The 26,317-nt window shown below is 66.4% G+C and carries 24 protein-coding genes; 16 read left to right on the top strand and 8 right to left on the bottom strand.

Annotated features, from left to right (window positions below; all coding sequences use genetic code 11):
- Positions 1-39 precede the first annotated feature (39 nt).
- Both ACVOME_RS15715 and ACVOME_RS15710 read left to right on the top strand, forming a co-directional pair.
- Positions 40-1,641: an MASE1 domain-containing protein gene (locus tag ACVOME_RS15715; protein WP_481505268.1), complete on the top strand. Its 1,602-nt coding sequence runs from the start codon at positions 40-42 to the stop codon at positions 1,639-1,641.
- A 194-nt stretch (positions 1,642-1,835) separates the two neighbouring features.
- On the top strand, positions 1,836-3,416 hold the full coding sequence (locus tag ACVOME_RS15710; protein WP_065176206.1) for an MASE1 domain-containing protein: 1,581 nt from the start codon (positions 1,836-1,838) through the stop codon (positions 3,414-3,416).
- Positions 3,417-3,455: 39 nt separating this feature from the next.
- Here ACVOME_RS15710 and ACVOME_RS15705 read toward each other — a convergent pair whose 3' ends face one another.
- A complete protein-coding gene (locus ACVOME_RS15705) occupies positions 3,456-3,866 on the bottom strand; it encodes a hypothetical protein (RefSeq protein WP_227255205.1) in 411 nt (136 codons plus the stop codon).
- Between the two features lie 358 nt (positions 3,867-4,224).
- Here ACVOME_RS15705 and ACVOME_RS15700 point away from each other — a divergent pair, with 358 nt between their 5' ends.
- Together ACVOME_RS15700 and ACVOME_RS15695 are read left to right on the top strand one after the other, a co-directional pair.
- Entirely contained in the window at positions 4,225-5,568 is a 1,344-nt protein-coding gene (locus ACVOME_RS15700) for a diguanylate cyclase (RefSeq protein WP_111185685.1), read from the top strand.
- An 86-nt stretch (positions 5,569-5,654) separates the two neighbouring features.
- Positions 5,655-6,116, top strand: coding sequence for a bacteriohemerythrin (locus ACVOME_RS15695; RefSeq protein ID WP_053516564.1), 462 nt, complete (start codon positions 5,655-5,657; stop codon positions 6,114-6,116).
- On the opposite strand, the gene ACVOME_RS15690 is transcribed toward ACVOME_RS15695, so the two are convergent.
- Both ACVOME_RS15690 and ACVOME_RS15685 read right to left on the bottom strand, forming a co-directional pair.
- Positions 6,117-7,397: an MFS transporter gene (locus tag ACVOME_RS15690; RefSeq protein ID WP_481505267.1), complete on the bottom strand. Its 1,281-nt coding sequence runs from the start codon at positions 7,395-7,397 to the stop codon at positions 6,117-6,119.
- Positions 7,398-7,546: 149 nt separating this feature from the next.
- Positions 7,547-9,043: an aldehyde dehydrogenase family protein gene (locus ACVOME_RS15685; protein WP_197601201.1), complete on the bottom strand. Its 1,497-nt coding sequence runs from the start codon at positions 9,041-9,043 to the stop codon at positions 7,547-7,549.
- A 147-nt stretch (positions 9,044-9,190) separates the two neighbouring features.
- Between ACVOME_RS15685 and aptA the strand changes: the two genes are divergently transcribed.
- The 6 genes from aptA (at position 9,191) to ACVOME_RS15655 (ending at position 15,426) form a co-directional block, all read left to right on the top strand.
- Positions 9,191-10,543, top strand: a complete 1,353-nt coding sequence (aptA, locus tag ACVOME_RS15680; RefSeq protein ID WP_053516562.1) for an omega-aminotransferase AptA — start codon at positions 9,191-9,193, stop codon at positions 10,541-10,543.
- A 63-nt stretch (positions 10,544-10,606) separates the two neighbouring features.
- A complete protein-coding gene (locus ACVOME_RS15675; RefSeq protein WP_065181209.1) occupies positions 10,607-11,485 on the top strand; it encodes a ParB N-terminal domain-containing protein in 879 nt (292 codons plus the stop codon).
- 115 nt (positions 11,486-11,600) lie between these two features.
- The gene (locus tag ACVOME_RS15670; RefSeq protein WP_481505266.1) at positions 11,601-12,887 is read left to right on the top strand and encodes a DUF445 domain-containing protein; all 1,287 of its coding nucleotides are present in this window, start codon (positions 11,601-11,603) and stop codon (positions 12,885-12,887) included.
- A gap of 276 nt (positions 12,888-13,163) precedes the next feature.
- Positions 13,164-13,478, top strand: a complete 315-nt coding sequence (locus tag ACVOME_RS15665) for a DUF3649 domain-containing protein (RefSeq protein WP_053518219.1) — start codon at positions 13,164-13,166, stop codon at positions 13,476-13,478.
- Complete coding sequence (locus ACVOME_RS15660) at positions 13,475-15,103, top strand: PepSY-associated TM helix domain-containing protein (RefSeq protein WP_481505265.1); 1,629 nt, start codon at positions 13,475-13,477, stop codon at positions 15,101-15,103. The genes ACVOME_RS15665 and ACVOME_RS15660 overlap by 4 nt, the downstream gene beginning before the upstream one ends.
- On the top strand, positions 15,100-15,426 hold the full coding sequence (locus ACVOME_RS15655) for a DUF3325 domain-containing protein (RefSeq protein ID WP_053518217.1): 327 nt from the start codon (positions 15,100-15,102) through the stop codon (positions 15,424-15,426). The genes ACVOME_RS15660 and ACVOME_RS15655 overlap by 4 nt, the downstream gene beginning before the upstream one ends.
- Positions 15,427-15,457: 31 nt before the next feature.
- Here ACVOME_RS15655 and rlmKL read toward each other — a convergent pair whose 3' ends face one another.
- On the bottom strand, positions 15,458-17,596 hold the full coding sequence (gene rlmKL, locus ACVOME_RS15650; protein WP_065181385.1) for a bifunctional 23S rRNA (guanine(2069)-N(7))-methyltransferase RlmK/23S rRNA (guanine(2445)-N(2))-methyltransferase RlmL: 2,139 nt from the start codon (positions 17,594-17,596) through the stop codon (positions 15,458-15,460).
- Between the two features lie 145 nt (positions 17,597-17,741).
- Complete coding sequence (locus ACVOME_RS15645) at positions 17,742-18,269, bottom strand: alpha/beta hydrolase (RefSeq protein ID WP_053518227.1); 528 nt, start codon at positions 18,267-18,269, stop codon at positions 17,742-17,744.
- Between the two features lie 72 nt (positions 18,270-18,341).
- Between ACVOME_RS15645 and ACVOME_RS15640 the strand changes: the two genes are divergently transcribed.
- Complete coding sequence (locus ACVOME_RS15640) at positions 18,342-18,908, top strand: N-acetylmuramoyl-L-alanine amidase (protein ID WP_065174726.1); 567 nt, start codon at positions 18,342-18,344, stop codon at positions 18,906-18,908.
- Positions 18,909-18,979: 71 nt separating this feature from the next.
- On the opposite strand, the gene ACVOME_RS15635 is transcribed toward ACVOME_RS15640, so the two are convergent.
- The 3 genes from ACVOME_RS15635 to ACVOME_RS15625 form a co-directional block, all read right to left on the bottom strand.
- On the bottom strand, positions 18,980-19,882 hold the full coding sequence (locus ACVOME_RS15635; protein WP_053518214.1) for a sulfurtransferase: 903 nt from the start codon (positions 19,880-19,882) through the stop codon (positions 18,980-18,982).
- Positions 19,879-20,691 (bottom strand): CoA pyrophosphatase, encoded by an 813-nt coding sequence (locus tag ACVOME_RS15630; protein ID WP_065181204.1) that lies wholly within the window; start codon positions 20,689-20,691, stop codon positions 19,879-19,881. Before ACVOME_RS15630 ends, ACVOME_RS15635 begins: the two co-directional genes overlap by 4 nt.
- 166 nt (positions 20,692-20,857) lie before the next feature.
- Positions 20,858-21,559, bottom strand: a complete 702-nt coding sequence (locus tag ACVOME_RS15625; protein WP_005408797.1) for an FKBP-type peptidyl-prolyl cis-trans isomerase N-terminal domain-containing protein — start codon at positions 21,557-21,559, stop codon at positions 20,858-20,860.
- Positions 21,560-21,726: 167 nt separating this feature from the next.
- Here ACVOME_RS15625 and ACVOME_RS15620 point away from each other — a divergent pair, with 167 nt between their 5' ends.
- The 5 genes from ACVOME_RS15620 to pstS all read left to right on the top strand — a co-directional run bounded on the left by ACVOME_RS15620 (position 21,727) and on the right by pstS (position 26,186).
- Entirely contained in the window at positions 21,727-22,506 is a 780-nt protein-coding gene (locus ACVOME_RS15620; protein ID WP_481505264.1) for an enoyl-CoA hydratase/isomerase family protein, read from the top strand.
- 4 nt (positions 22,507-22,510) lie between these two features.
- The gene (locus ACVOME_RS15615) at positions 22,511-22,864 is read left to right on the top strand and encodes a hypothetical protein (RefSeq protein ID WP_053518210.1); all 354 of its coding nucleotides are present in this window, start codon (positions 22,511-22,513) and stop codon (positions 22,862-22,864) included.
- On the top strand, positions 22,864-23,553 hold the full coding sequence (gene nth, locus ACVOME_RS15610) for an endonuclease III (RefSeq protein ID WP_065174724.1): 690 nt from the start codon (positions 22,864-22,866) through the stop codon (positions 23,551-23,553). Before ACVOME_RS15615 ends, nth begins: the two co-directional genes overlap by 1 nt.
- A 193-nt stretch (positions 23,554-23,746) precedes the next feature.
- The gene (locus ACVOME_RS15605; protein ID WP_053518208.1) at positions 23,747-24,958 is read left to right on the top strand and encodes an OprO/OprP family phosphate-selective porin; all 1,212 of its coding nucleotides are present in this window, start codon (positions 23,747-23,749) and stop codon (positions 24,956-24,958) included.
- Between the two features lie 208 nt (positions 24,959-25,166).
- A complete protein-coding gene (gene pstS / locus ACVOME_RS15600) occupies positions 25,167-26,186 on the top strand; it encodes a phosphate ABC transporter substrate-binding protein PstS (protein WP_111185741.1) in 1,020 nt (339 codons plus the stop codon).
- Positions 26,187-26,317: the final 131 nt, after the last annotated feature.

The following is a 26,317-nucleotide window of genomic DNA, read 5'->3' as shown; positions in this document are numbered from 1 at the left end:
TGTTTGCATAATCTGCACAGGAGCAGGGGGAGCACGTGGATGCAGTGGTGGAAGGAAGGTCTACCGGTGAACATCCGGATCAGTCCCCAGGGACTGGTGCTGATGCTCATCTATGCCGTCGCCTGCGTGGCCACGCGCAAACTTTCGGTAGACCAGTTCTACCTGCCGGCAGGTGTGCGTGTGGCCGCCTTGCTGCTCTGTCCACCGCGCCTGTGGCCTTACCTGTTGCTGGGCGAGTACGCCTACTTCGCCCATCTGCGGATTCCGCTGCTCGAAAAATACGGGTTGGCATGGGTGCTTCTGGCCTCGGCATTTCTCATGCCGGCAGTGATGCTGATCGTACGCATGCACCGGAAGTTGCTTGCGCGCACCACGGTCCTCGGCGTGATCTCGATCGCGGTCTGTGCCGCGACGATCATCAGCCTGCTCAACCTCGGAATCTCGTACCTGCTCTGGGAGCCGCTGCATAACGCGTCGTTTATCACCAACGTAATGCGCTATGCGCTGGGCGACTTCACTGGGATCCTCATCCTGGCGCCACTCGCGCTGCTCTGGATCCGTCGCGCCGAGGAACAATGGACACCCCGGTCCGTTGCGGCCACAGTCGGAGCACTAGTAGCCATGCTGGTCATTGGCCTGCAGGCGACGCCGGTACCCGCCTCGATCACGGCCCCTGGCTCGCTGCAGTTGTTGTTGATCCTGCCTATTCCCGCAATCGCCCTGACCTGCCTGCTGGGATGGCGCGGGGCGGCCGTCGGTGTCGCCGCAGTGAACATGATTCTTGGTCTGAGCACCCCTTCTGACCACCCCGCATCATTCGATCAGGCGACCTTTGCCACCCAGCAGGCCATGGCCATCGCCAGCGTCGCCCTGTTGTTGCTGGGTGCGCGCATCACGCATTTCCAGAGCCAGCATCGGCTGCGTGAGGAAGACGGCAGAAACTCGATGAAACTGGCCCGCAGTACGCACATGGCCAGCGAAATGGATCTGCGAGAGCGAGCGGCGCACCTGCGCAGGCTGGGCGAGGGGATGGACCTGTCGCTCAACGAGATGGTGAACTGGCTGCACGCGCAAGGGCACCACGCTGTCGCCAACAGCCTGAGCCACACATCAGAAGTCCATTCGCGCCAACTCCGCGCGCAGGCGAGCATGATCTACCCATCCGCCCTGGAGCGTCTCGGGCTTTACGTCGCTCTTCGTGCAGGTGGCGTGCGGGAGGCATGGGACAATACGCACCGGGTTACGCAGCCCCGGCTGACGGGCGACCCATGTCAGTTGGGAGTGGATCTGCAGCTGGCCGCATACCGGACCGTGGTGGAGGCCGTATCGTTGCTGCTCAGGTATGAGCCCGGTCAGATATCCGTGCGCATCAGGTGCGGCGTCTTCAGACAGATGCACGGAGTACTGATTTCCGCCGCTCTTGTCGATCCTCACCATGCGCTTTCGCAACAGACTCAGGAACTGGTCAGTTCACAGCTATTGGGCCGGATCGTCGCCTATTCCGGGGTCGTCGATGTTCAGAAAAACAGGATCCGGATCGCCTTGCTGGATGGGCTGGCCACCTATCCGCAGGCCCCTCTGGCAGCACACCATCCAGATGCGCCGTGGCCGTTCGACCAAGGTCGGCAATCTGCAACCTGACACAGAATTGCCAGTCAAAGCGCGATGGATGTCACTAATTCGCAGCAGTGCTGAACTGGTGTCGGCGGCAAAGAGCCAGGTAACGAAGAAGAGATCCGATTGCGTAGGCGGGAATCTGCCGATACTGTCGCCAGAGGTGTAGACGTCCAGAGTGGATGGAACGCCACCATGGTACGAGCAAGGGAGGCTTGGGATTGAACTGGTGGAAGAACGATGTCGAGCTGAGCTTCCGGATACGCCCCATCGGACTTTTCATCGCTGGGATGTACGCCGTCACGTGCTGGGCCGCTCGTCAGGTCTCGCTCGACCAGTTTTACCTGCCGGCAGGCATACGGGTCGCTGCGCTGCTGCTCTGCCCTCCGCGCCTTTGGCCCTATCTGCTGCTTGGCGAATACGCTTACTTTGCCCAGATGCGATATCCACTCATCGGGAAGTATGGGCTGGCTTGGGTGATCCTGGGCTCCGTGTTCCTCATGCCAGCGGTAGCCTTGGTCGTGCGGGCGCATCGCAGATTCATGACCGCGACAACGGAGGGCTGGCTTCTCTCGATGGCGGTTTCCGCCGCGCTCATCGCCACCGCATTGAAACTGGGCTTGGCCCACCTGCTCTCCGAGAACCCGTCTTCCGTGCCATTTGCGACACGAGCTGTCCGCTTCGTGCTCGGTGATTACATCGCAATACTGACTGTCGCCCCACTCGCACTGCTCTGGATCCGGCGCCGGTCACTGTACGAGTGGAAGTTTTGGAAGCACGCGCCTACCGTAGCCGCATTGACACTACTGATATCGCTGGGCGCATTCATGGCCTCGGGTGTCGAGCTCCCAGATGCCACCAAGACATCCCTGCAACTGGTGATGGCTTTGCCGGTTGTTGCCTTGACCTGCATCCATGGCTGGCGAGGAGCCGCTGTGGGTGTTCCGCTGTTGAACATAGTGATTGCAATGACAACACCAGCATCAGGACTGCCTGGTTCGTTCGACCAGCGAACATTCATGATGCAGCAGCTCATTGCCGTTGCAGGGACGGCGCTTCTTCTACTCGGTTCCCGCATCACTCAGCACTATCATCAGCATGCGCGCCATGATCTGGATGGGAGTCAGACGGCCAGACTTTCGAGAACTGCTCATATGGCCAGCGAACTCGATCTGAGGCAGCGGGCGCTTGATCTCAGGAAGATCGCAGACGGCGTCGAGAAATCACTGAACCAGACTGCCGATCTTCTGAAAATGCACGGACACCATGCACCTGCAATGGATCTGCTGCACACCTCGACGACACATTCACGCCAGTTCCGTGAACTCACAAGCCTGGTGTATCCAACCGAAGTCGAGCAGGTCGGGTTGTATGTTGCCCTGCAGGTCAGCGGCATCAGCGAAAACTGGGACCGGACCAGCAGGGTTGCGCTCCCCCGCATGACGGGCGACCCCTGCAGGCTGAGCATTGCACTGCAGCTTGCTGCCTATCGAACCCTTACCGAAACGGTCGCACTGCTGCTCAAACACGAACGGGGGCAGATCCAGATCCAAGCACGCTGCGGCAGCCTGCATGGTCAACAGGGCATCCTGATCAGTGCATCTCTGTTGGACAGAGATCGCCACTTGTCGCTGGAAACCGCAAAACTGATCGTCGAGCGCCTGAGTTCACGTGCACTGGCCTATGGCGGTAAAGTGCAGACACGTCAAAACCGCGTAAGAGTGCTACTGCAGGAAACGGCCACGGGTGCAACCCACGGCAGCACGCATGCAGCGTGGATTGCTCGCGCCGACATCACCTGACTCTCACTCATCCGCCTCGATCAAGGAAAAGATCATGCTTCAGCGACTCGTAGCCGGCAGTTCGATCGCCCACGTTGCGTTGCTACCAGCACCATAGACGACCAGCGAGAACTCGGCTTGCCTGAGTACCACATGCCGCTGGGACTTTTCCGGCAATGCCAGCCGCTGCGACGGCAATGACACGGTAATCGGACTTTTGCCGGCCGGGAGCGTCCAGAACGTGGTGTCAACCTTGCCGATTATCAGCAGGACCTGTCCGGAGAGGTCATTCACCTGATAATAGTTGATTCCCTCACGCTCGAACCCATACACCAGCCAGTTCGGATCTGCACTCAGATTCGTCGCTGCTGGACGGGACTCACCAAGCCCCGCCTGAGCCATATGTGTTCCGTTGTCGTCACTCGGGCAGCATGCCGCCTCGGCGACGGCAGGTGCGGACAACAGAGTCATTGCAGGCATCAAAAAACGCAGACCAGAGAAATTCACACTCACCCCCGTGTTCGGTTGGACAACGCCAGGCAAACTCACTTCGCCACCCCATGACTGGATGGGCTCTCGGCCTCGCTTGCGGGCTGCCTCAGCCGGACGGAGTCAACCTCAGGCCGCCGGCAGGGTGGCGCAGCCAGCATAACCATCATCCAGCACCAGCGCCACGAGCAGAACTTCCGCCACTCCGCTCGTCGGGCCCCGACACTGAACGTGTCGGCCGGCGTTCACGCGATGACAACGCATGCGGTACCACCACTAAAGTTACGGCCGAAACCGCCGCTACCCGTGCCAAGACTTCCCTGACGTGAGCCTCCGCATCATGCCCGTCCTGCCGCAGGCCGCCGTCGATGGCGACCTCGCCGATCCGCTTCCGCAGCGGATCCTGCTGGTCGAAAACTCCCGTGCCTTCACCGGCATGCTGCGCGAGGCGATCGAACAGCGCCTGGAGCTGCCCGTCGTGGTCGCTTCCACCCTGGCCGAGGCCGACCGCCTGCTCAATGAGAGCGGCGGCTGGTTCCTGGTCCTGACCGGCCTGGTTCTGGCCGATGGCGACAGGGACGCGGTGGTCGAATTCTTCCTGAAACGCGATCTGCCCACCGTGGTGGTCAGTGGCGTGTATGACGAGGATCTGCGCAAGCGCGTGCTGCAGCAGCAGATCATCGACTACGTCCTGAAGAACACGCCCGGCAGCATCGACTATCTGGTGTGGCTGGTGCAGCGCCTGGAACGCAACCGTCGCATCGCCGCGCTGGTGGTGGACGATTCGCCCTCGGCACGCGGCTATGCGGCCGCGCTGCTGCGCATGTACGGCCACGAAGTGTACGAGGCTGCCGATGGCAATGAAGGCCTGGCGGCGATCGAGTCCCATCCTGCGATCCGGCTGGCGGTGGTCGACCAGGAGATGCCCGGCATGCAGGGCGTGGAATTCACCCGCCGCCTGCGCACCCTGCGCTCGCGCGACAAGGTGGCGGTGATCGGCATTTCCGGCAATACCGACGCATCACTGATTCCGCGCTTCCTGAAGAACGGCGCCAACGACTTCCTGCGCAAGCCCTTCTCGCGCGAGGAATTCTTCTGCCGCGTGTCGCAGAACGTGGACCAGCTGGAGCTGATCGGCACCCTGCAGGATCTGGCCACCCGGGACTTCCTGACCGGCCTGCCCAACCGCCGCTGCTTCCTGGAACAGAGCCAGCGCCAGCTGCCCCAGCTGCAGACCCATGGCCAGAGCGTGGCGGTGGCGATGATCGACATCGATCACTTCAAGCACATCAACGATACGCACGGCCATGAGGCCGGCGATGACGCCCTGCGTGCCGTGGCCGGGGCGGTGGCCGTGCATGCGCGCAGCCAGGACTTGATCGCGCGCTTCGGCGGCGAGGAGTTCTGCCTGCTGGTGCCGGACATGGAGCAGGACGAGGCAATGCTCTACTTCGAGGAACTCCGCCAGCGCATCGCGGCGCTGGAAGTGGATATCGGCACCGCCACACTGCGCATGACCGTCAGCATCGGCCTGTGCTGCCTCCGCCCGCAGCGCGATGCGCTGCATCGCCTGATTTCCGAGGCCGACCGTCAGCTGTACCTGGCCAAGGCCGGTGGCCGCAACCGGGTCAGCTGCACCACCATGGGCAGCCCGCTGCGTCCGCGCGAGCCCGCCCTGCCCTGATCGATCCGCTTTGATCCAGATCAACGCTGCCTGCCGGCAGCAGCCCTACAGTCGGCCCCGACATCACGCATGAAGGGGAGCCGGGGATGGCATTACTGGTCTGGCAGGACGATCTGAACATCGGCATCGATGTGATCGACCAACAACACCGCCGCATCATCGAGATGCTCAATCACCTGCATGTGGCCCAGGCCAGCATGCAGCGTGCTGCTGTCGGCGAAGTGATCGACGAGGTGGTTGATTACACCATGTCGCACTTCGCGTTCGAAGAAGAGCTGATGGAGGAAGCGGGCTATCCGTTCTGCGCTGCCCACAAGCGCGTGCATGAGGTCTTCATCAAGCGCGTGGCCGAGTACCGGCTGCGGTTCCAGGCCGGCGAGGACATCAGCGACGAGCTGCGCACGATGCTCTCGCGCTGGCTGTTCAACCACATCCGCGGCGACGACCAGGCCTACGCCGAACAGGTCAAGTCACATCTGAACCAGTTCACCCGTGAACACCAGGGCGGGGGCTGGCTGGGCCGCACGCTCAAGCGGATCTTCGGCTGATCAGCGCACGCGACGCTGCAGTGCCACCAGCGCGGCCAACGTCGCAACCGCGGTCAGGCACAGGTAGTAGCCGACCGCGACCAGGCCGAAGCGCTCGGCCAGCCAGGTCGCCAGGTACGGAGCGGGCGCCGCGCCGAGAATGCCGGCCAGATTGAACGACAGCGATGCGCCGGTATAGCGCACTTCGACCGGATAGATCTCGGCCAGGAATGTGCCGCAGGGGCCATAGGTCAGGCCCATCAGGAACAGACCCAGGCACAGGAAGCCCAGCACCAGCCACGGGCTGCCGGGCTGGAACAACGGCGCAAACAGCAGGCCGAAGCCCAGGATCAGCAGGCTGGCCACGATCATCGTCCGGCGGGTGCCCCAACGGTCGCCGTAGCGCGCCGACAGCGGGATGCCCAGCGCGAAGAACAGCATGGCGGCCATCTGCATCAGCAGGAACTGCTCGCGGCTGTAACCGAGTACCGCCGTGCCATGGCCCAGGCTGAATACCGTCATCAGATAGAACAGCACGAAGGTGGCGAATGCGCCCAGCGTACCCAGCAGCATCGGCACGGGATGGTCGCGCAGCACCGTCCACATCGGCAGCCGCACCGGCGCTCTGCGTTCCAGTGCCTTCTGGAAGTCCGGCGTCTCATGGATGTTCAGGCGCACCCACAGGCCCAGCCCGACCAGCAATGCGCTGGCCACGAACGGAACACGCCAGCCCCACTGCAGGAAGTCGTCCTGCCCCATGCTTCGGCCCAGCACCAGGAAGATGCCTGCCGACAGCAGGAAACCGAGCGGCGCGCCCAGCTGCGGGAACATGCCGTACCACGCGCGCTTGCCCGGTGGTGCGTTCTCGGTTGCCAGCAGCACCGCCCCGCCCCACTCGCCGCCCAGCCCCAGCCCCTGGCCGAACCGGCACAGCGCCAGCAGCGCCGGAGCCCACAGCCCGATCTGCGCATGGGTCGGCAGCAGGCCGATTGCGACAGTCGACAGTCCCATGGTGAGCAATGCCGCGACCAGGGTGGCCTTGCGGCCGATGCGGTCGCCGAAGTGGCCGAATACCGCCGACCCCACCGGCCGCGCGATGAACGCCACGGCGAACGTGGCCAGGGATTGCAGCAGCGCGGCCTGGTCACTGCTTTCCGGGAAGAACAGATGCGGGAACACCAGCACCGCGGCGGTGGCGTAGATGTAGAAGTCGAAGAACTCGATGGTCGTGCCGATCAGGCTGGCCAGCAGTACACGGCGAGGGGAATTCACGGGTGACGCGGCAGCGGTGATCGTCGACATCGGCAAGGCAGGCAATCCGGATCGTCCGATTCTGCCACGCATGACCCAGCAGGCGTGACGATGGTTTCAGCCGACACGGATGCAGCCACACGCGATCCGATGTGTTCAGGGCGGTGGTGCCGCCGCTCCCCTCGGGGCGCGGCCCGCTGCTACAGCTGGATCCAGGTGGCCTTGATCTCGCTGTACTTGTCGAAGGCATGCAGTGATTTGTCGCGCCCATTGCCGGACTGCTTGTAGCCCCCGAAGGGGGCGGTCATGTCACCGCCGTCCCAGCCGTTGACCCAGACGCTGCCCGCGCGCAGCTGCCGCGCAACCCGGTGTGCCCGGCCCAGGTCCCGCGTCCACACGCCCGCCGCCAGGCCGTAGCGGCTGTCATTGGCCAGGCGCACCGCTTCGGCCTCGTCGTCGAAACCCAGCACCGCCAGCACCGGACCGAACACCTCCTCGCGCGCCAGGGCCTGTTCCGGCCGGACCTGGTCGAACACGGTCGGCTGCACGTAGCAGCCGCCTGCTTCCACCTCGGCGCGGCGTCCCCCCAGCAGCAGGCGCGCTCCGTCAGCTTCGGCCATGGCGATGTCCGCCAGTACCTTGTCCACATGCGCGGCATCGACGAGGGCACCCATCGGTGCGTCGGCCTCCAACGGGTGGCGCGGCTGCATGCGCTGGCCATGGGCGATCACCCGATGCACGAACTCCTCGCGGATCGAACGCTGCACCAGCAGCCGCGAGCCGGCGGTGCAGACTTCTCCCTGGTTGAAGAAGATGCCCTGCGCCACCCCCTTGGCCGCCCGCTCCAGGTCGGGCGCATCGGCAAACACGATATGCGGGCTCTTGCCGCCGCACTCCAGCCAGACCCGCTTCAGATTGGAGCGCCCGGCATGCTCGAGCAGCTTGGCGCCGGTGGCGGTGGAGCCGGTGAAGGCCAGCACGTCGACATCCCTGTGCAGCGCCAGCGGCTCGCCCACGCGGGCACCATCGCCCGGCAGAACGTTGAGCACGCCATCAGGCAGACCGGCCTCGCTGGCCAGCGCTGCCAGCCGCAACGCCGTCAGCGGCGAGCGTTCGGAGGGCTTGAGGATCACCGAATTGCCCATGGCCAGCGCCGGCGCGATCTTCCAGCAGGCCATCAGCAACGGGAAGTTCCACGGCACGATGGCGCCGACCACACCCGCAGGCTCACGCGTGACCAGGCCCAGCTCCTGGGGGCCGGTCGGTGCGATCTCTCCGTACAGCTTGTCCACCGCCTCTGCGGTCCAGGCCAGGCAACGCACCACGCCCGGCAGGTCGATGCGCCGTGCATCGCGCACCGGCTTGCCCATGTCCAGCGTTTCCAGCAGGGCCAGTTCGTCGGCATGCGCTTCCACCAGCGCCGCCAATGCCAACAGCACGCGCTTGCGTTGCGCTGGGCTCACCTGCGACCAGTGGCCGGCCTCGAAGGCGCGCCGTGCCGCCTGCACGGCACGCTCCACGTCCTGCGCGTCGCAGTCGGCGACGGTGCCAAGCACGCGGCCGTCGATCGGGCTGACGCAGTCGAAGCGGGCACCGCTGGCGGCATCCACGTAGCGGCCCGCGATGAAGGCCTGGCCGGGAATGGAGAGCTGGCCGGCCAGCGCCTGCCAGTGGCTGCGGTCGGGGAAATCGGCCATGACAGGATCCTGCAGTGCGTGTCGTTCCGGTTATACCGGTGCCGCCGCGACCTCGCCGTGACAGGCCATGCCCCGTGTGCACGGCGGGCATGGCCCGGGCGATGACGGCTGCGCTACAGTCCCTGCATCGGACCCGACGGAACCGGCATGAAGAACCCCGCGAGCGACGTGCACGAGCTGGCCATCCAGCGCCCCGACTCCCTGGAGGCGTACTGGATGCCCTTCACCGCCAACCGCCAGTTCAAGGGCGCGCCGCGCATGCTCGTACGGGCCGAAGGCATGCATTACGAAGACGTGGACGGGCGCCCGGTTCTCGATGGCACCGCCGGCCTGTGGTGCTGCAATGCCGGCCACGCCCGCCCGCGCATCGTCGAGGCGATTGTCGAACAGGCACGCACCCTGGATTACTCACCCGCCTTCCAGATGGGTTCGCCACCGGCATTCGCGCTGGCGCAGCGCCTGGCCGCGCTGGCTCCGGCCGGGCTCAACCACGTGTTCTTCACCAACTCGGGCTCCGAGGCGGTGGATACCGCAATGAAGATCGTGCTGGCCTATCACCGCCAGCGCGGCGAAGGCCAGCGTACCCGTTTCATCAGCCGCGAGAAGGCTTATCACGGTGTGGGCTTCGGCGGCATGGCGCTCGGCGGCCTGCCCAACAACCGCCGCCAGTTCGGCCTGCAGCTGGCGGGCGTGGACTATCTGCGGCACACCCTGGATCTGCAGCGCAACGCGTTCAGCAAGGGCCTGCCGCGCCAGGGCGCGGAACTGGCCGACGATCTGGAGCGGCTGATCGCCCTGCACGACGCGTCCACCATTGCGGCCGTGTTCGTCGAGCCCATCGCCGGTTCTGCGGGAGTGATCCTGCCTGCGCCCGGCTATCTGCAACGGCTGCGGGAGATCTGCGACCAGCACGGCATCCTGCTGGTGTTCGACGAGGTCATCACCGGTTTCGGCCGGGTCGGCATGCCGTTCGCCGCGCAGCGTTTCGGCGTCACGCCGGACCTGCTGACCTTTGCCAAGGGAGTCAGCAACGGCGCGGTTCCGCTGGGTGGCGTGCTGGCCAGCGATGCGGTGCACGCCGGCCTGATGCAGGGCCCGGCACAGGCCATCGAGCTGTTCCATGGCTATACCTATTCGGGGCACCCGCTGGCCTGCGCGGCAGCCCTGGCCACACTCGACGTCTATGCAGAGGAGCGCCTGTTCGAGCGCGCCATCGAACTGGGCGAGTACTGGCAGGAGCGGCTGCACGCCCTGCAGGGGCTCCCCAACGTGATCGACATCCGCAACTTCGGACTGGTCGGTGCGGTCGAGCTGGCCCCGCGCAAGGACGCTCCGGGCAGCCGTGGTCACGAGGTCTACCGGCGCTGTTTCCACGACGGCGGACTGCTGGTGCGCTGTACGGGCGACATCATCGCGCTGTCGCCGCCACTGATCGTGGACAAGCCCCAGATCGACCAGATCACCAGCACTCTGGGCGAGATGATCCGGGCCACCGCGTAAGCCCGGGCCGGCGACAGCAAGCAGGTACAATGGTCGGTTCCGTTCCTGCCCGTTGCCGTGCCCATGGACATCGTCGTCAAAGAAGAACTCAAGGCCTACATCGACCCGCTCACGCCCGACGAATATGAGGCGCTGGAGCGCAGCATCCTCGCCGAGGGCTGCCGCGATGCACTGGTACTGTGGGGCGATGTCCTGGTGGATGGCCATAACCGCTACGGCATCTGCCAGAAGCATGGCCTGCCGTTCAACACGGTGCAGAACAGCCGCTTCCAGAGCATGGAGGACGTGCACCTGTGGATGATCGAACAGCACCTGGGCCGCCGCAGCGTGTCCGATTTCCAGCGCGGCGTGCTGGCCCTGCGCAAGCGCGACATCCTGTCGGCACGCAAGCAGATCGAGCAGGCCCAGCTGCAACGCGAAAGCGATGGCACCGCCGCATCGGCCGACGATGCCGGTGAAGACAGCCCACCGTGGGAACCGGCGCCGAAACTCAGCCGTGCGGAACTGGCCCGCGAAGCGAAGCTGAGCACCAGCCAGGTCGGGATGATCGAACGCATTCACGCACAGGCCGCCGCCGAAGTCGTGGAAGCGGTCAAGGCTGGCGTGATCTCGATCAGCGCGGCCGCGGCCGTGGCCGACCTGCCCGAGGAAGAGCAGCGCGCGGCAGCCGCAGGCGGCAAGGACGAACTGAAGCAGGCCGCCAAGCGCGTACGCGAGTCCAAGCGCAAGCCGCGCGCGGCGAAGCCAGAACCGGCGGAAATGGCGTTCGAGGAGCCCAGCGAGGACGAGATCGCCCTGCGCGATGCGGAAGTGCTGTCCGCGCTGGAGCAGTTGGGTGAGGATGCGCCGGCGCTGCGCCGACGCGTCGTCGCGCTCACTCGCGAGAACGATGCCCTGCGCACGCAGCTGGCGGCATTGCGCAGGCAGCTGGAAGCGCTGTAACGAATGGGTAGCGCTGGGCCATGCCCGGCGAGCGCAGCGGGCCCTGAAAAGCCGCCGGGCATGGCCCGGCGCTACCGATGCGCCGGCATCATCCGGTGGCGGTTAGACTGCCGCCATGACGTCCGCAATCGATCCGCGCCGCGCCCAGCTGCGACGCCTGAAAGCCATCGCCCTGGGCCTGCTTGTGTTGATGTTGGCCGGTTTTGCGGTCAGCCACTGGCAGGGCGAGCGCGGCGCCTGGGCCTGGGTATCCGCCTTCTGCGAGGCGGCAGCGGTGGGCGCGCTGGCAGACTGGTTCGCGGTGGTCGCCCTGTTCCGCAGGCCGATGGGCCTGCCGATTCCCCATACCGCCATCATTCCGCGCAGCAAGGAGCGCATCGGCGACAGCCTGGCGCTGTTCGTGCGCGATCAGTTCCTGGAACCACAGGTGCTGCTGGCCAAGCTGAAGGTGTTCGATCCGGCTGGCCGTCTCGGCAGTTGGCTGGCCGAACCGGCACGCGCACGCATGCTGGCCGACATGGCACGCGGCTGGGCGTTGCAGGCACTGGACTTCTTCGATGAACGCGCCGTGCGCCGGCAGCTGCACGCGTTCGTGGTGCAGCAGTTGCGACAGTGGAACGCGGCATCCACCGCCGGCGAGCTGCTTGCCCTGCTGACCGCCGACGGGCGCCACCAGCGTGTGCTGGACGAGGGCCTGCAGAGGCTGGGACGCTGGCTGGAGCAGCCGGAAGTGAAGGAGCGCGCGTCGCAGCTGATCGTGCGCTACATCCAGCGCGAATGGCCGACGCTCTCAAGCACGGTGAACTGGGTGAAACCCATCGACGAGATCGGTGACAGCCTGGCCGAGCGGCTGGCACGCGCCGTGCTGGAGGAGCTGCAGCAGGTACTGGCCGAGCCGCAGCATCCGCTGCGGCAGGATTACGAGGCGTGGCTGGGCAACTACGTCCAGCGCCTGCGCGAAGACCCGGCGCTGGCCGAGCGCATCGAACAGCTCAAGCAGGAGATGATCGACCATCCTGCCCTGCAGGAGTACGTGCAGGGGCTCTGGGCACGCATCCACGCCAATCTGCGCGCCGACCTGCAGCGCGAGGATTCGGCGCTGGTCGGCCACCTGCAGCGCAGCCTCGCCTCGCTGGGAAGCACCCTGCAGTCCGACCCGGCACTGCGCGACGCACTGAACCAGCATCTGCTGGAAGGCGCACAGCGCCTGACCGGGCGACTGCGCGAGGGGGTCACCACGCACATCGCACAGACGGTCAGGGGCTGGGACGAGCGCCATCTGGTCGAGCAGCTGGAACTGAGCGTCGGCCGCGACCTGCAATTCATCCGCTTCAACGGCACGCTGGTTGGCGGCCTGATCGGCCTGCTGCTGCACGCGGCAACGGTGGTGTTCCGCTTCTGAGCGGCGGGTCCGCTGACCTGCTGCGTGGGCACGGAACGACTCATCTTTCGTCACGCAGCCTTGATTAACAGAATGCGAATGCCTATCATTTACTGATCGGTGGTGCGCTTGGCCGCGCGGGCAAGGAAGACCTGTCCGGTGCCCATGTACAGCCCTGACCTCCGGCTGCCCGTCTGCGCGGGCAGCGCTGCATTGATGGGACACGCTGGGCGACGTGCGCGGGGCGCAAGGGGGCCGCAGGCGCGTTCGATCCCCTCCCCGACCGACAGGACCACCGTGGACCGCTCGCCCGCAACCGCCAGCTCCCGTGTTTTCTTCCGCAACCCGCGCTGGGGCATCCTGTCGCGCTCGCTGGCCGCGATCTTCGGTGGCTATGCGCTGGCCTCCATGACCGGCGTGTTCTGTGCCGTCGTCCTGCCGGGCGCGCGGGGCCAGACCGTGCTGACCGGCATGCTGCTGGCCATCCTGGTTGCCGCCTGTGCCGCGCTGTGGGCATTCGCCACCCGCAGTGCCCTGCGTGCGTGGATCGGCATCCTCGCCCCTGCCCTGCTGATGGCCGGCATCGCGCGGCTGATGGGAGCCTGGGCATGAAGAACGGATTCCGCCAGTCGATGGCCTGGCTGCACACCTGGACCGGCCTGCTGGTCGGCTGGCTGCTGCTGCTGATCTTCATGGCCGGTACCGCAAGCTACTACCGTGAAGAGATCAGCCGCTGGATGCGCCCGGAACTGCCGGCCAGCACCGTCAGCATCGATGTGGCCGCGCAACGCAGCGTGGACTACCTGCAGGCCCATGCGGCGCAGGCCCAGACCTGGTTCGTGACCCTGCCACAGCCGCGCAACCCGGCCATGCAGCTGTTCTGGCGCCTGCCACCCGAGCTGGCCGATCCAAGCCGTGGCCGCCGCGGTGCCTTCGGCGATGCCACGCTCGACCCGAACACCGGCGACGAACTGAACGCCCGCCAGACGCGCGGCGGAGATTTCTTCTACCGCCTGCATTTCGACCTGCACTACATCCCCGTGCTGTGGGCCCGTTACCTGGTCGGCTTCTGCGCCATGTTCATGCTGGTGGCCATCATCACCGGGGTGATCACCCACAAGAAGATCTTCAAGGACTTCTTCACTTTCCGCAAAGACAAGGGTCTGCGCTCCTGGCTGGATTTCCACAATGTCAGCGCGGTGATGGCGCTGCCCTACCACGCGATGATCACCTACACGGGCATCGTCACCCTGATGATCATGTACCTGCCCTGGGGCGTGAAAGTGGCCTACCCGCAGGATGAGGACAAGTTCTTCAGCGAAGCCTTCGGTGGCCTGCCTGAAGTAACCGCGCCGGCCGAAGGCCGCGCCGCGCCGCTGCCGATCGCCCGCCTGCTGGACGATGCGCGCGCCCACTGGCATGGCGCCGAAGTGGCCGGCTTCACCGTGTCCAATCCGGGCGCGCGCAACGCGGTGATCGACATCCGCCAGCGTGACGGAAAGCGTCTTTCCATCGACACGCCTTCGCTGCGTTACGACATGGTGGACGGCAGGCTGCTGGAACAGACCCCGGCCTCCGGTGGTGCCACCGCCACCCGTGGCGTGCTGTATGGCCTGCACCTGGCGCGCTTCGCCGACTGGGGGCTGCGTGCGTTGTTCTTCCTGTCCGGCCTGGTCGGCTGCCTGATGGTGGCCAGTGGCGTGGTGCTGTGGGCAGTGAAGGAACGACCGAAGCATGCCAAGAGCGGGCGCACCGGCTTCGGCCTGCGCCTGGTCGATGCGTTGAACATCGGTACCGTGGCCGGCCTGCCGATCGCCTTTGCCGCCTACTTCTGGGGCAATCGGCTGCTGCCGCTGGATCTGGCCGATCGCTCCAATGCCGAAGCCAACGTGTTCTTCTATGCGTGGGGCGGCGCCCTGCTGGCCGCGTTCGTCTGGCCGAAACGGGTGATGTGGACGTGGCAGCTGTACCTGGGCGCAGCCGCATTCGCGCTGGTTCCGGTGGTCAACGCGCTGACCACCCACGCCCATCTGGGCATTACCCTGCGCAGCGGCGACTGGGTGCTGGCGGGCTTCGACCTGTCGATGATCGCCTTCGGTGCGATGCTGGCGCTGTGCGGCTGGCGCATGCAGCGCTGGACACCACCGCTGTCTGCGGCCGAGAAGAAAAAACGTGCCGCGGCAACCGTTGCGGCCAGGGCACCGACCGAAGCCACCGAAGTGGAGGCCAGCGCATGATGCTGCTGGCGCTGGCGCTTTCCTTCTCCGCGTTCACCGCATTGTCGCTGGCGATGGAAAGGCACCAGCACGATCTGCACGGCAAAGCAGCCGTTCCGGCACGGCGCGCCCAGTGGCGGGTTCTGGGCTGGTTGCTGCTGGCGGTCACCTTCGCCCTGTGCGTTGCCGACCATGGCTGGGCCATGGGCCCGGTGCAGTGGCTGGGCGTGATGACGGTGGGCGGCGTGACGCTGTCGTTCGGGCTGTATCCCTACCGCCCGCGGTGGATCGTGCCGCTGGCGATCACCCTGCCGTTGCTGGGCCTGGTGGTGGCGCTGGCATAGCCGGTAGCGCCGGGCCATGCCCGGCGAACCTTCAACCCAAACGCTTCAACTCCCACGCACGGTGGATGCGTGCGTTGCGCTCGAAGTCCGGACCGATGGTACGCGCAGTGATCTCACGGCACTGGGCGAACTCGGCGATCGCGTTCTCTTCCAGCTTGAAACGGCGGAAGTTGTTGGAGAAGTACAGAACGCCTGCCGGTGCCAGCCGTGCCACCGCTGCACGCAGCAGCCGCAGCTGCTCGCGCTGCACATCGAAATCATCGGCGCGGGCGGAGTTGGAGAACGTCGGCGGATCGCAGAAGATCACATCGTACTGTCCGCGGTCGGCTTCCAGCCAAGCCATCGCATCGGCCTGCACCAGAAGATGCTGGTTGCCGCCCTGACCATTCAGGGCCAGGTTGTCGTAGCACCATTGCAGGTAGGTAGCGGACAGGTCGACACTGGTGGTGCTGGCCGCGCCGGCCACGGCTGCCTGCACGCTGGCCACGCCGGTGTAGCAGAACAGGTTGAGGAAGCGCTTGCCACGCACCTGCTCGGCCATCATCCGGCGCAGCGGACGATGGTCCAGGAACAGGCCGGTATCGAGATAGTCGAACAGGTTCACCTGCAGCAGCGCATGATTCTCGCGCACCACCACGAACTCGTCGCGCTGCTCGAAACGGCCGTACTTGCTGCCGCCCTTGCCACGCTCGCGTGACTTCATCGATACCTGTTCGGGCGGCACGCCGAATACCTCACGCGCGGCGGCCAGCAGTTCGTTGCGGCGGCGGCGCACGTCGTTCTCGGGAATCGCCGCCGGTGCAGCGTATTCCTGCACGTGCAGGAAGGTACGGCGCTGTCCACCGTCCTCTTCGTAGACATCGATGGCCGCCGCGTATTCCGGCAGGTCCGCATCGTAGGCGCGGAAGCAGGTGATGTCCTCGCGCGCGCGCCAGCTCTTGAACTTCTTCAGGTTCTTGCGCAGGCGGTTGGCCACCATCTGCGCACCTTCGCTCAGCTCCCGCGGCTGTGCCGGATCACGCCCCGGCACCGCGATCGGGTCGCAGACGATCAGCGCGCATTCCAGCGCGCCATTGAACATCTGGTACTTCTTGGCCGCACGAAGACCCGTGGCGAAGGCCAGCTCGTCGTTGCCGCACAGCAGGCTGGCGCGCCACTGCGGCACCGCCTTCTGCAGCGCGTTGCCCAAGGCGCGGTACAGCGCCGGATCGGCGGCCAGGCGCTCGTCGTAGGGCGGGTTGCAGACCACCGCACCGATCTCCTGCTCCGGCGAGGTGAGCTCGGATACGTCGGCGCGGGTGAAGCGGATGGCGTGGGCCACGCCCGCCACTTCGGCATTCTCGCGTGCCGCTTCGATCGCCGTCGGATCGATGTCGCTGCCGTGGATCACCGGCTTCAGCGCGGCCAGGCCGGTGGCCTCGCGCTCGCGCGCCTCGCTCTGGATCGCCTTCCAGGCCACCTTGTCGAAGCCCAGCCAGCGACTCGGCGGCAGGCTGCCGTGGCGCATCAGGCCCGGCGCGACGTCGGCCGCCATCAGCGCGCCTTCGATCAACAACGTGCCGCTGCCGCACATCGGGTCCAGCAGGCCACCACCGGCGGCATGCAGACGCGGCCACTGCGCCCGCAGCAGCAACGCGGCCGCCAGGTTCTCCTTCAGCGGCGCTTCGTGCGCGGCCCCCCGCCAGCCACGGCGGTGCAGCGGGCCGCCGCCGAGGTCGATCGACAGCGAGGCACGTCCCTTGCGCAGCGACAGGTTGACGCGCACATCCGGCAGATCGGTGTTGACCGACGGCCGCTCCAGGCCCTCATCGCGCATGCGGTCGACGATGGCGTCCTTGATCCGCTGCGCGGCAAAGCGGGCGTGGGTGATCTTGTCGCCGGACACATGCGCATCCACCGCCAGGGTCATCTCCGGCTTGATGTGCTCATGCCACGGCAGCGCACGCACGCCGTCATACAGCGCCTGCTCGTCGGGGCATTCGAACTCGTCGATCGGCCACAGCACGCGGCTGGCCAGGCGTGACCACATCACGATCCGCAGCGCCTGCTCCAGCTCGCCCTCGGCATTGACGCCGGCAATGGTGGCAGTGGCCTTGTCCAGGCCCAGGGCCGACAGTTCATCGGCAAGCAGGTATTCCAGGCCCTTGGCGCAGGAGACGAAGAATTTCACGGGATCGGTTCGCAGGTGGTCGGACGCGGCAGGGGAGCCGCGCCAGTCGGAAAGGAGGGCCGTGGGCACGGCCGGCAGGCCCGCGCCGGGGGCGGCGGGGCTGCCATTGTAGTCAATGCGGGCCGGCGCGCCGTGCGCCCCGGCTTCACAGTTGGCGCAGCAGGCGCTCGAAGGCGTGTGCGGATGCCTCCACGTGCCGCTCCAGGCGGTGGCCATCGTCCACCAGCAGCAGCTGTGCCGAGCGCGCCTGCGCCCAGGCGATCACCCCGGCGGCAGGCACGACATCATCGTGCCAGGCCTGGACCACGGTGGTGGGGACCGCTGCGGCGTCCAGCGCCGGCATGGGCCCCATGGTGGTCGGCGGGACCATCAGGAACAGGCCCGCCACCGGTACCTGCAACGAGGCGATCGCAGAGATGTAGGCGCCCAGGCTGGAACCCGCCAGCACCAGCGGCCCTTGTGCCGCCGCATGTGCAGCGCGTTCCAGCAGGCGCTGCAGACGCCCCGGCACGTCACCGACGCGGCTCACTTCGCTCATCGCGTCCAGATCGGTGTAGTCCGGCCGCTCATGGGTCCAGCCCAGGCGCTGGGCGACCTCGGCCAGTGCCGTGACCTTGGTGGCCTCCGGCCCGCTCTCGAAGCCATGGGAGAGGATGCAGTGACCGCGGCTCATGCGCACGCTCCGCAGGCGCGCACCGACAACGAAAGAGAATGCAGGTTCATTGCGCAATGCTAGCATCGCCGCATGCCCAACCCGCTCCTGCCCGGCCTGCTGCTGCAGCCCCTGCCCTATCACGACCTTCTGCCGCTGCGCGCGCCGGACACGCTGGAGATGGTGGTGATCCACTGCACCGAGCTGCCCGACCTGGCCACGGCCCGTGCCTATGGCGAGCGGGTGCTGTACGACAGCGGCGCCGGCAACAGCGGCCATTTCTACATCGACCGCGACGGCAGCGTCGTGCAGTACGTGGCACCTGAGCGCGTGGCCCACCACGTCCGCGGCATGAACGCACGGACGCTGGGCATCGAGCTGGTCAACAGCGGGCGCTACCCCGACTGGTTCGACAGCCGTCACCAGGCGATGGACGAGCCGTACACCGAGCCGCAGCTGCAGGCCCTGGAACAGCTGCTGCTGGCCCTGGTGGCGCGGTACCCGTCACTGCAGCGGATCGCCGGCCACGATCAGCTGGACCGGGAACAGGTGCAGGCCAGTGACGATCCGACGTTGAGCGTGGCCCGCAAGCGCGATCCGGGGCCGTTGTTTCCGTGGGCTCGGGTGCTGGCGAAGGTGCCCCTGCAATCGATCGGGTAACCGGCAGGACTGCCGCCTGAAGGGGGCAGATCCGTTCTGCGCGGGAAAACGGATCTGACCCCGGTTCTGTCTCAGGTACCGCTGGCGACCGGTCGGCTGCTGTCGCTGACCCAGCCGCTCCAGGAATCGGCATAGATGCGCGCCCCGGACAGGCCCGCCGCTTCCATCGCCAACAGCAGATGGCACGCCGTCACGCCGGAACCACACATCAGTACGACCTGCTGCGGATCGCGATTGCCGATGATGCCCTGCAGCTCGGCACGCAGCTCCTGCGTATCGCGCATGCGGCCATCGAGCACATTGGATGCGAACGGGCGGTTGACCGCGCCGGGCACGTGGCCGGCCACCGGATCCAGCGGTTCGACTTCGCCGCGGAAGCGCTCTCCCGCGCGGGCGTCCAGCAACCAGCCCGGCGCATGCTTGAGCCGGGCGGTGATCTCGTCGGCGTTGGCGATCTGCGTGGTGTCAAAGCGCCCCGGATAGGCCGGCTGGGCCGGAACCTCGCCCGCACCGGTCGCCAGCGGCAGCCCCGCTGCCTGCCAGGCCGCAATGCCTCCATCGAGCACCGCCACCCGCGCGTGGCCCATCAGGCGCAGCAGCCACCACAGGCGCGCGGCGGCCATGCTGCCGTCGCTGCCGTCGTAGACCACCACCTGGGTCTCCGGGGCGATACCCCAGCGACCCAGCCGTGCGGCGAACGCGTCGCTGTCCGGCAGCGGGTGGCGACCGTGGCCGGCACGCGTGAGGTCGGACAGATCCCGGTTGAGGTCGGCGTACACCGCACCGGGGACATGACCGGCCAGGTACTGGCCCTCGCCCGCCTGCGGATCGCCCAGCGACGCGCGCGCATCGACCACACGCACGGCGGTGCTCGCCGTTGCACGGGCGTCGACCACGCGCACGTCCTCGCCCAGTGCAGCGGCGAGGGTGGCGACATCGACCAGGGTGGTCCACGGCGGATCGATCGGCTTCATTGCACTTGCTCCAGGCGGCGACGCAGGTTGTAGAGAATGGCCGCCGTCGCCCCCCAGATCCGCTGGCCAGGCCAGCCGTACTCGAGCACATGACGGATGCGGCCACGATGATTGATTTCGACCTGGCGCAGGTTGTCGGCCGCCATCAGGTAATCCAGTGGCACCTCGAACACCTCGGCCACTTCACTGGGCTGCGGCACGGGCACGAAATCCGGATCGACCACCGCCACCACCGGGGTGACACGGTAACCGGTGATGGTCACGAACGGATCGAGGTAGCCCAGCGGCTGCACCTGCGCAGGCGCCAGCGCGATTTCTTCCTGGCTTTCGCGCAGCGCTGCGGCCAGCGCATCGCGATCATCCGGCTCGGTACGGCCGCCGGGAAAGCCGACCTGGCCGCCGTGCTGTCGCAGGGTTTCAGTGCGACGGGTCAGGATCACCTGCGCGCCGCTGGCACGCGGCACGATGCCGGCCAACACCGCCGCTTCCACCGGCGGACCCGGCGGCAGCAGGTCGATCAGTTCACTGCGGTTCCAACCGTCACCGGCGGGCGGGGCGGCCAGCGGATGCAATGCGCGCAACAGGCGATCATGGTCGGCCAGCGAGCCGTGCAGCGATTGCTGCAGCTGCTCGCGCAGCGGCAGCACGCGATGCAGGATGTGGCTGCGTTCGCTGTCGCTCATCGACGACCACCGTGTGATCTCGTCGATGTGCCGCCGGCAACCGCGGCACAGCCGGTTGCCATCCAGCTTGCACGTTCCGATGCAGGGGCTTGCGACAACACGCGCCGGGTCTTCCGTAGTTTGCACGTTGCAACAGTAGCGCGATTGCGCTGAATTTGCGCGGGCTGAAGATGCGGCATGCGGTCCTTCGCCGCGCGCCTTCGCCGAGCATGGCCCGATGCTGCCGGCCGCGCGCGGCGCAAACAAAAACGCGCCGGTGGGATCACCGGCGCGTTGATGTTGATGCGGAGGCTTACTTGACGCTGACCAGCTTGATCTCGAACTGCACGGCCACGTTCGGCGGGAACGGGGTGCGCGGGTCGGCACCGTACGCCTGGTCCGGCGGCAGGGTGACTTCCCACTTCGAACCCGCCGGCATCTGCAGCAGGGTCTCACGCATGGCCTTCATTTCGACTTCGCTGACCTTGATCGACGGAATCTGCTGGGCCGGGCGGGCCTCGGTCGGGCGCTGGCCGTACGGGAACGGACCGGCAACTTCCAGCTGCACGGTGCTGGCCTGGGTCGGCTTGGCACCCTTGCCGGCTTCGATCACGCGGTACTGGACGCCGCTCGGCAGGGACTGCACGCCGGCCTTGGCCTTGTTCGCCGCGATGAACTGATCGCTCTTGGTCTTGTTTTCGGCAGCGGCCTTTTCGTACTCGGCCTTGGCGGCCTGGGCACGACCCTGCTCGCGCTTCTGGAACGCTTCAACGGCCGGCTTCAGCTGCTCGGCGGTGATCGCCGGCTGCTTCTTGGCGTAGGCGTCCTGCAGACCCTTCACCACCGAGTTGATGTCCAGCTGCTCACCACGACCGGTCAGCTCCGCCAGGTTGTTGCCGTAGTCGTAACCGAAGTAGTAGCTCAGCTTGCCCTTTTCGGACGAGACGTCCTGGGCGAAGGCATTGCCCGTCAGGGCCAGGGCCGCGACGGCGACCGCGATAGAACGCAACTTCATCAAACAGTTCTCCAGGGGTGGTAACTCAGGGACGTTCTGCGCCGCCCTGAGGCGACGGGTTAGGATAACGGCCACAACGTGTAACCGCTACTCACCACGCAGGCTATGACCTGTCTGCGCGGGCAGAGTTCAAAATCACTCTTTTTTAACGTTCCAGGAGTTTCACCGTGGCCGATGACCTGATCGCTGTCACCGACGATGGCGCCATCCGCACCGTGACCGTCCAGCGCCCGGACAAGCTCAATGCCCTCAATGCCGCGACCCTGCAGGGTCTGGCCGATGCGTTCAGGGACGCCGCGGCCGACCCCGAGGTGCGTGTGGTGGTGCTGACCGGTGCCGGCCAGAAGGCCTTCGTCGCCGGCGACATCGCCGAGATGAACACACTCAGTGCGGTTCAGGGACGTGATTTCTCCCTGCTCGGCCAAGGACTGATGCGTCAGATCGAACGCATGCCCAAGCCGGTCATCGCCCGCGTCAACGGTTTTGCCCTGGGCGGCGGCCTGGAACTGGCGCTGGCCTGCCATCTGCGCGTTGCCGCTGACTCGGCCAAGGTCGGCCAGCCGGAGATCAATCTCGGCCTGATCCCCGGCTTCGGCGGCAGCCAGCGCCTGCTGCGCCTCTGCGGCCGGGCTGCCACCCTGGAACTGTGCCTGCTGGGTGCGCCCATCGATGCCGCCCGTGCGCTCGCGCTGGGCATCGTCAACGAGGTGGTGCCGGCGGCCGATCTGGACACCCGTGTGCAGGACATCGCCCGGCAGCTGGCACGCTCGGCGCCCCTGGCGCTGCGCGCCCTGCTTGATGCGGTCCACGTCGGCGGCGAGTGCAGTCTGGAGGCGGGACTGGAGTACGAAAGCGCGCAGTTCGGCCTGCTGTTCGCCACCGAGGATATGCGCGAAGGCACCGGTGCCTTCCTGCAACGCCGTCCCCCCGCCTTCCAGAACCGTTGACCCCATGGCATCCCGACCCAACCCCGCGCTGCTGTTCGCCCGGGTCCAGGCAGACGATCTTGATGGTGCCCTGCAGGCCGGTCTGATGGACTATGTCGCCAACGAAGGCGACACACACGAGGTTCCCGGGCACCCGGAACTGCCGGAGGTGCTCAGCCAGGCGCGGCAGCAGCTGCAGCGCGCGTGGGCCGCACGTGACCGTTACCGCGCACGCGCGGTGCGCCTGGCCCGCCGCGACGCCGAACGCGATGCGCGTCGCACGCCGCGCCCGGCGCCGGACGTGAAACCTGCGCTGCCCGCCGCCGCTGCCGCCATCCTCGCCCGTGCCAAGGCACGCGCCACCGGCAAGGAGCGCTGATGGCCACCGCGAAGAAGGCCGCCCGCGCGCCAGCGCGGCGTGGCAGCAGCATGCCGCGCGCCGACGTGGTGGAAATGTTCACGCGCCTGCGCGAACTCAACCCGCATCCGAAGACCGAACTGGAATACAGCTCGCCGTTCGAACTGCTGGTGGCGGTGGCCTTGTCGGCCCAAGCCACCGATGTCGGCGTCAACAAGGCCACGCGCCGCCTGTTCCCCGTTGCCAACACGCCCGCGCAGATCCTGGCGCTGGGCGAGGACGGACTGAAGAAATACATCGCCACCATCGGCCTGTTCAACGCCAAGGCGAAAAACGTGATCGCCACCTGCGCGATCCTGCTGGAGAAACATGGCGGTGAAGTGCCACGCGATCGCGAGGCACTGGAAGCCCTGCCCGGCGTCGGCCGCAAGACCGCCAACGTCGTGCTCAACACGGCCTTCGGCGAACCGGTGATGGCGGTGGATACGCACATCTTCCGCGTTGCGAACCGCACGGGACTGGCGCCGGGAAAGAACGTGCGCGAAGTGGAAGACAGGCTGGTGAAGGCGATTCCTGATGAATTCCTGCTCGACGCACATCACTGGTTGATTCTGCACGGACGCTACGTCTGCAAGGCACGCAAGCCGGACTGCCCGGGTTGCGTGATCGCTGATCTGTGCCGCTTCAAGGACAAGACACCGGCCCCCTGAGGCATCCCCGCAGCGCCTGCGGGTAAATGCCATCGCAGCGCAATCCCCACGTCATATCGGCCCGGCATCAATGCCGGGCCCAGTCGTGGCAAGGGTCGCGGCGGACAGACTGCGCGCGGAAACTGTCACATTTACGCAATCTTTACCTTCTAGCCTGCGCGCATCTTCCCACCTGCCTGCAAGGCTCCTCTCCATGAAACTGCATCACCAACTCCTGACGGTGGCCGTGGCCGCTGCGCTCTATGTGCCGGCTGCCCACGCTGAAGTCGCCATCGACGTGATCGGCGGTTCGGAAATCACCTTCGAAGGCCTGGTCCAGGCCGACGGCAACTGGTTCCACAACGACGTCGTGGACCTCAATGGTGGCGATGCCGGCAATGGCAAGGACAGCGAGTTCGAGCTGCGCCGCGCCGAGCTGGTGCTCAAGGGCAAGGGCCCGGGCAACGTGGAGTGGGTGCTCGGCTACGACGCCAAGGCGGACAAGTTCCTCGACACCAACGTGAAGTACAAGCTGCTGGGCAATGCCAACCATTTCATCCAGGTCGGCCAGTTCAAGCAGCCCAACAGTCTGGAAGAGCTGTCCAGCACCAAGAACAACGACTTCATCTCCAAGGCCGCGGTCACCAACACCTACGCGATCGCCCGCCGCCTGGGTGGCGCCTACAGCTACGGCCAGGACAACTGGTCGGTCACCGCCAGCGCCTTCGGCCGCGAGCTGACCCGCAACCTGGCCCATGGCAGCGGCTACGGTGCGCGTGGCACCTGGGCTCCGATCAACGAGAAGGGCCAGGTCCTGCACTTCGGCCTGAGCTACGTGGACTACGACGCCGACGCCGACACCCTGCGCGTGCGCGCACGTCCGAACGCCGACCTGGCCACCGCCCGCCTGATCGACAGCGGCAACCTGACCGACACCGACCGCGTCAGCACCGTCGGCGCCGAAGCCATGTACTTCCAGGGCCCGTTCAAGGCCCAGGCCGAGTACTACACCAGCAAGGCCAAGCGCTACGACCACGACAACTACACCAGCGACGGCTACTACATCAGCGGCCTGTGGAATGTCACCGGCGAGACCTGGAGCTACAAGGGTGGCACGCCCGGCACCGGCCTGCCGAACAACCCGGCCAGCGGCCAGTGGCAGCTGGGCGTGCGCTACGACCACATGGACCTCAACGACGGCAACCTGGCCGCGAACCCGGTCGCCGGTCGCCCGCCGATCGTCGATGGCGTGCTCGGCGGCAAGATGGATGTGTGGACCGTCGGCGCCAACTGGTACTGGCGCTCGAACTTCAAGCTGATGCTGAACTACGTGAAGGTCGACAGCAAGAAGTACAGCTCCAGCGCCCGCGGCTTCGTCAATGACGATCCGAACATCCTGGAAGCCCGCGCGCAGTTCTTCTGGTAAGACCCCGCGTCATCGCATCACGCACCGGCAAGGGCACGACTGCGGTCGTGCCCTTGCCACGTGCGGTAGCGCCTGTACCGCAGCGCGATCCCCTCATCCGATGTCACACCGGCGTCATATGACAGACCTTTCCGTGTCACGGAATCGTTATGGAATGTGCACCGATACGTTGGGCAACCGCCCTTCGACCACCCCAGGAGTCTCTCCCGTGATCCACGCCTTCAAGTCGCGCGCCGCTGTCGCCATCCTGGCCGCGTCGTCCGTGTTCGCCGCCAATGCTGCCGATGTCACCGGCGCGGGCGCCTCCTTCATCTACCCCGTGATGTCCAAGTGGTCGGCGGACTACAGCACCGCCACCGGCAAGAAGGTCAACTACCAGTCGATCGGTTCCGGCGGCGGCATTGCCCAGATCAAGGCAGCGACCGTCGATTTTGGTTCCTCCGACGCACCGCTGAAGCCGGAAGAACTGGCTGCCGCCGGCCTGGCCCAGTTCCCGTCGGTGATCGGCGGCGTGGTGCCGGTGATCAACGTCGCCGGCGTCGCACCGGGTGCGCTGAAGCTCGATGGCCCGACCCTGGCCAACATCTTCCTGGGCAAGATCACCACCTGGAACGATCCGGCCATCGCTGCACTCAACCCGGGCCTGACCCTGCCCAGCGGCAAGATCACCATCGTGCACCGCTCCGACGGTTCGGGCACCACCTTCAACTTCGTCAACTACCTGTCCAAGGTCAGCCCGGAGTGGAAGAGCAAGGTCGGTGAAGGCACCTCAGTGCAGTGGCCGGCGGGCATCGGTGGCAAGGGCAACGAAGGCGTGGCCGCCTACGTCAAGCAGATCAAGGGTGGCATCGGCTACGTCGAGCTGTCCTATGCGCTGCAGAACAAGATGTCGTACGCGGCAATGAAGAACGCCGCGGGCAAGATCGTGCAGCCGTCGGACGCCTCGTTCTCGGCCGCCGCCGCCAGCGCCGACTGGGCCAATGCCCGTGACTTCTACCTGGTGATGACCAATGCCCCGGGTGCCGATGCGTGGCCGATCACCGCCACCAACTTCATCCTGGTCCGCAAGCAGCCGAAGAACGTCGCCGGTGCCAAGGCCACGCAGGAGTTCTTCCGCTGGATCTACAGGAACGGCGACCAGCAGGCCAAGCAGCTCGATTACGTGCCGCTGCCGGACGCCCTGGTCCGCCAGATCGAGACCTACTGGACCCAGAACCTGAAGTACTGAGCAAGACCTCCCCCGCAGGAGCGGGGGCGGGGGGGGGGGGGGACCCCCCCCCCCCCCCCCCGGGGGGGCGGGCGCGGGGGGGGGGGCGCGGGGGGGGGGGGGTGGGGGGGGCGGGGCGCCCCCCCGGCGGG

The organism is Stenotrophomonas sp. STEN008 (genome assembly GCF_056760435.1).
This window is presented reverse-complemented; position numbering and strand designations above follow the sequence as displayed.

Excerpts from the sequence above, each read along its gene's own strand:
- ACVOME_RS15715 (WP_481505268.1), top strand. The coding sequence starts at position 40 with ATGCAGTGGTGGAAGGAAGGTCTACCGGTGAACATCCGGATCAGTCCC.
- ACVOME_RS15705 (WP_227255205.1), bottom strand. The coding sequence starts at position 3,866 with ATGACTCTGTTGTCCGCACCTGCCGTCGCCGAGGCGGCATGCTGCCCG.
- ACVOME_RS15700 (WP_111185685.1), top strand. The coding sequence starts at position 4,225 with ATGCCCGTCCTGCCGCAGGCCGCCGTCGATGGCGACCTCGCCGATCCG.
- ACVOME_RS15695 (WP_053516564.1), top strand. The coding sequence starts at position 5,655 with ATGGCATTACTGGTCTGGCAGGACGATCTGAACATCGGCATCGATGTG.
- ACVOME_RS15690 (WP_481505267.1), bottom strand. The coding sequence starts at position 7,397 with ATGTCGACGATCACCGCTGCCGCGTCACCCGTGAATTCCCCTCGCCGT.
- ACVOME_RS15685 (WP_197601201.1), bottom strand. The coding sequence starts at position 9,043 with ATGGCCGATTTCCCCGACCGCAGCCACTGGCAGGCGCTGGCCGGCCAG.
- aptA (WP_053516562.1), top strand. The coding sequence starts at position 9,191 with ATGAAGAACCCCGCGAGCGACGTGCACGAGCTGGCCATCCAGCGCCCC.
- ACVOME_RS15675 (WP_065181209.1), top strand. The coding sequence starts at position 10,607 with ATGGACATCGTCGTCAAAGAAGAACTCAAGGCCTACATCGACCCGCTC.
- ACVOME_RS15670 (WP_481505266.1), top strand. The coding sequence starts at position 11,601 with ATGACGTCCGCAATCGATCCGCGCCGCGCCCAGCTGCGACGCCTGAAA.
- ACVOME_RS15660 (WP_481505265.1), top strand. The coding sequence starts at position 13,475 with ATGAAGAACGGATTCCGCCAGTCGATGGCCTGGCTGCACACCTGGACC.
- ACVOME_RS15655 (WP_053518217.1), top strand. The coding sequence starts at position 15,100 with ATGATGCTGCTGGCGCTGGCGCTTTCCTTCTCCGCGTTCACCGCATTG.
- ACVOME_RS15645 (WP_053518227.1), bottom strand. The coding sequence starts at position 18,269 with ATGAGCCGCGGTCACTGCATCCTCTCCCATGGCTTCGAGAGCGGGCCG.
- ACVOME_RS15640 (WP_065174726.1), top strand. The coding sequence starts at position 18,342 with ATGCCCAACCCGCTCCTGCCCGGCCTGCTGCTGCAGCCCCTGCCCTAT.
- ACVOME_RS15635 (WP_053518214.1), bottom strand. The coding sequence starts at position 19,882 with ATGAAGCCGATCGATCCGCCGTGGACCACCCTGGTCGATGTCGCCACC.
- ACVOME_RS15625 (WP_005408797.1), bottom strand. The coding sequence starts at position 21,559 with ATGAAGTTGCGTTCTATCGCGGTCGCCGTCGCGGCCCTGGCCCTGACG.
- ACVOME_RS15615 (WP_053518210.1), top strand. The coding sequence starts at position 22,511 with ATGGCATCCCGACCCAACCCCGCGCTGCTGTTCGCCCGGGTCCAGGCA.
- nth (WP_065174724.1), top strand. The coding sequence starts at position 22,864 with ATGGCCACCGCGAAGAAGGCCGCCCGCGCGCCAGCGCGGCGTGGCAGC.
- ACVOME_RS15605 (WP_053518208.1), top strand. The coding sequence starts at position 23,747 with ATGAAACTGCATCACCAACTCCTGACGGTGGCCGTGGCCGCTGCGCTC.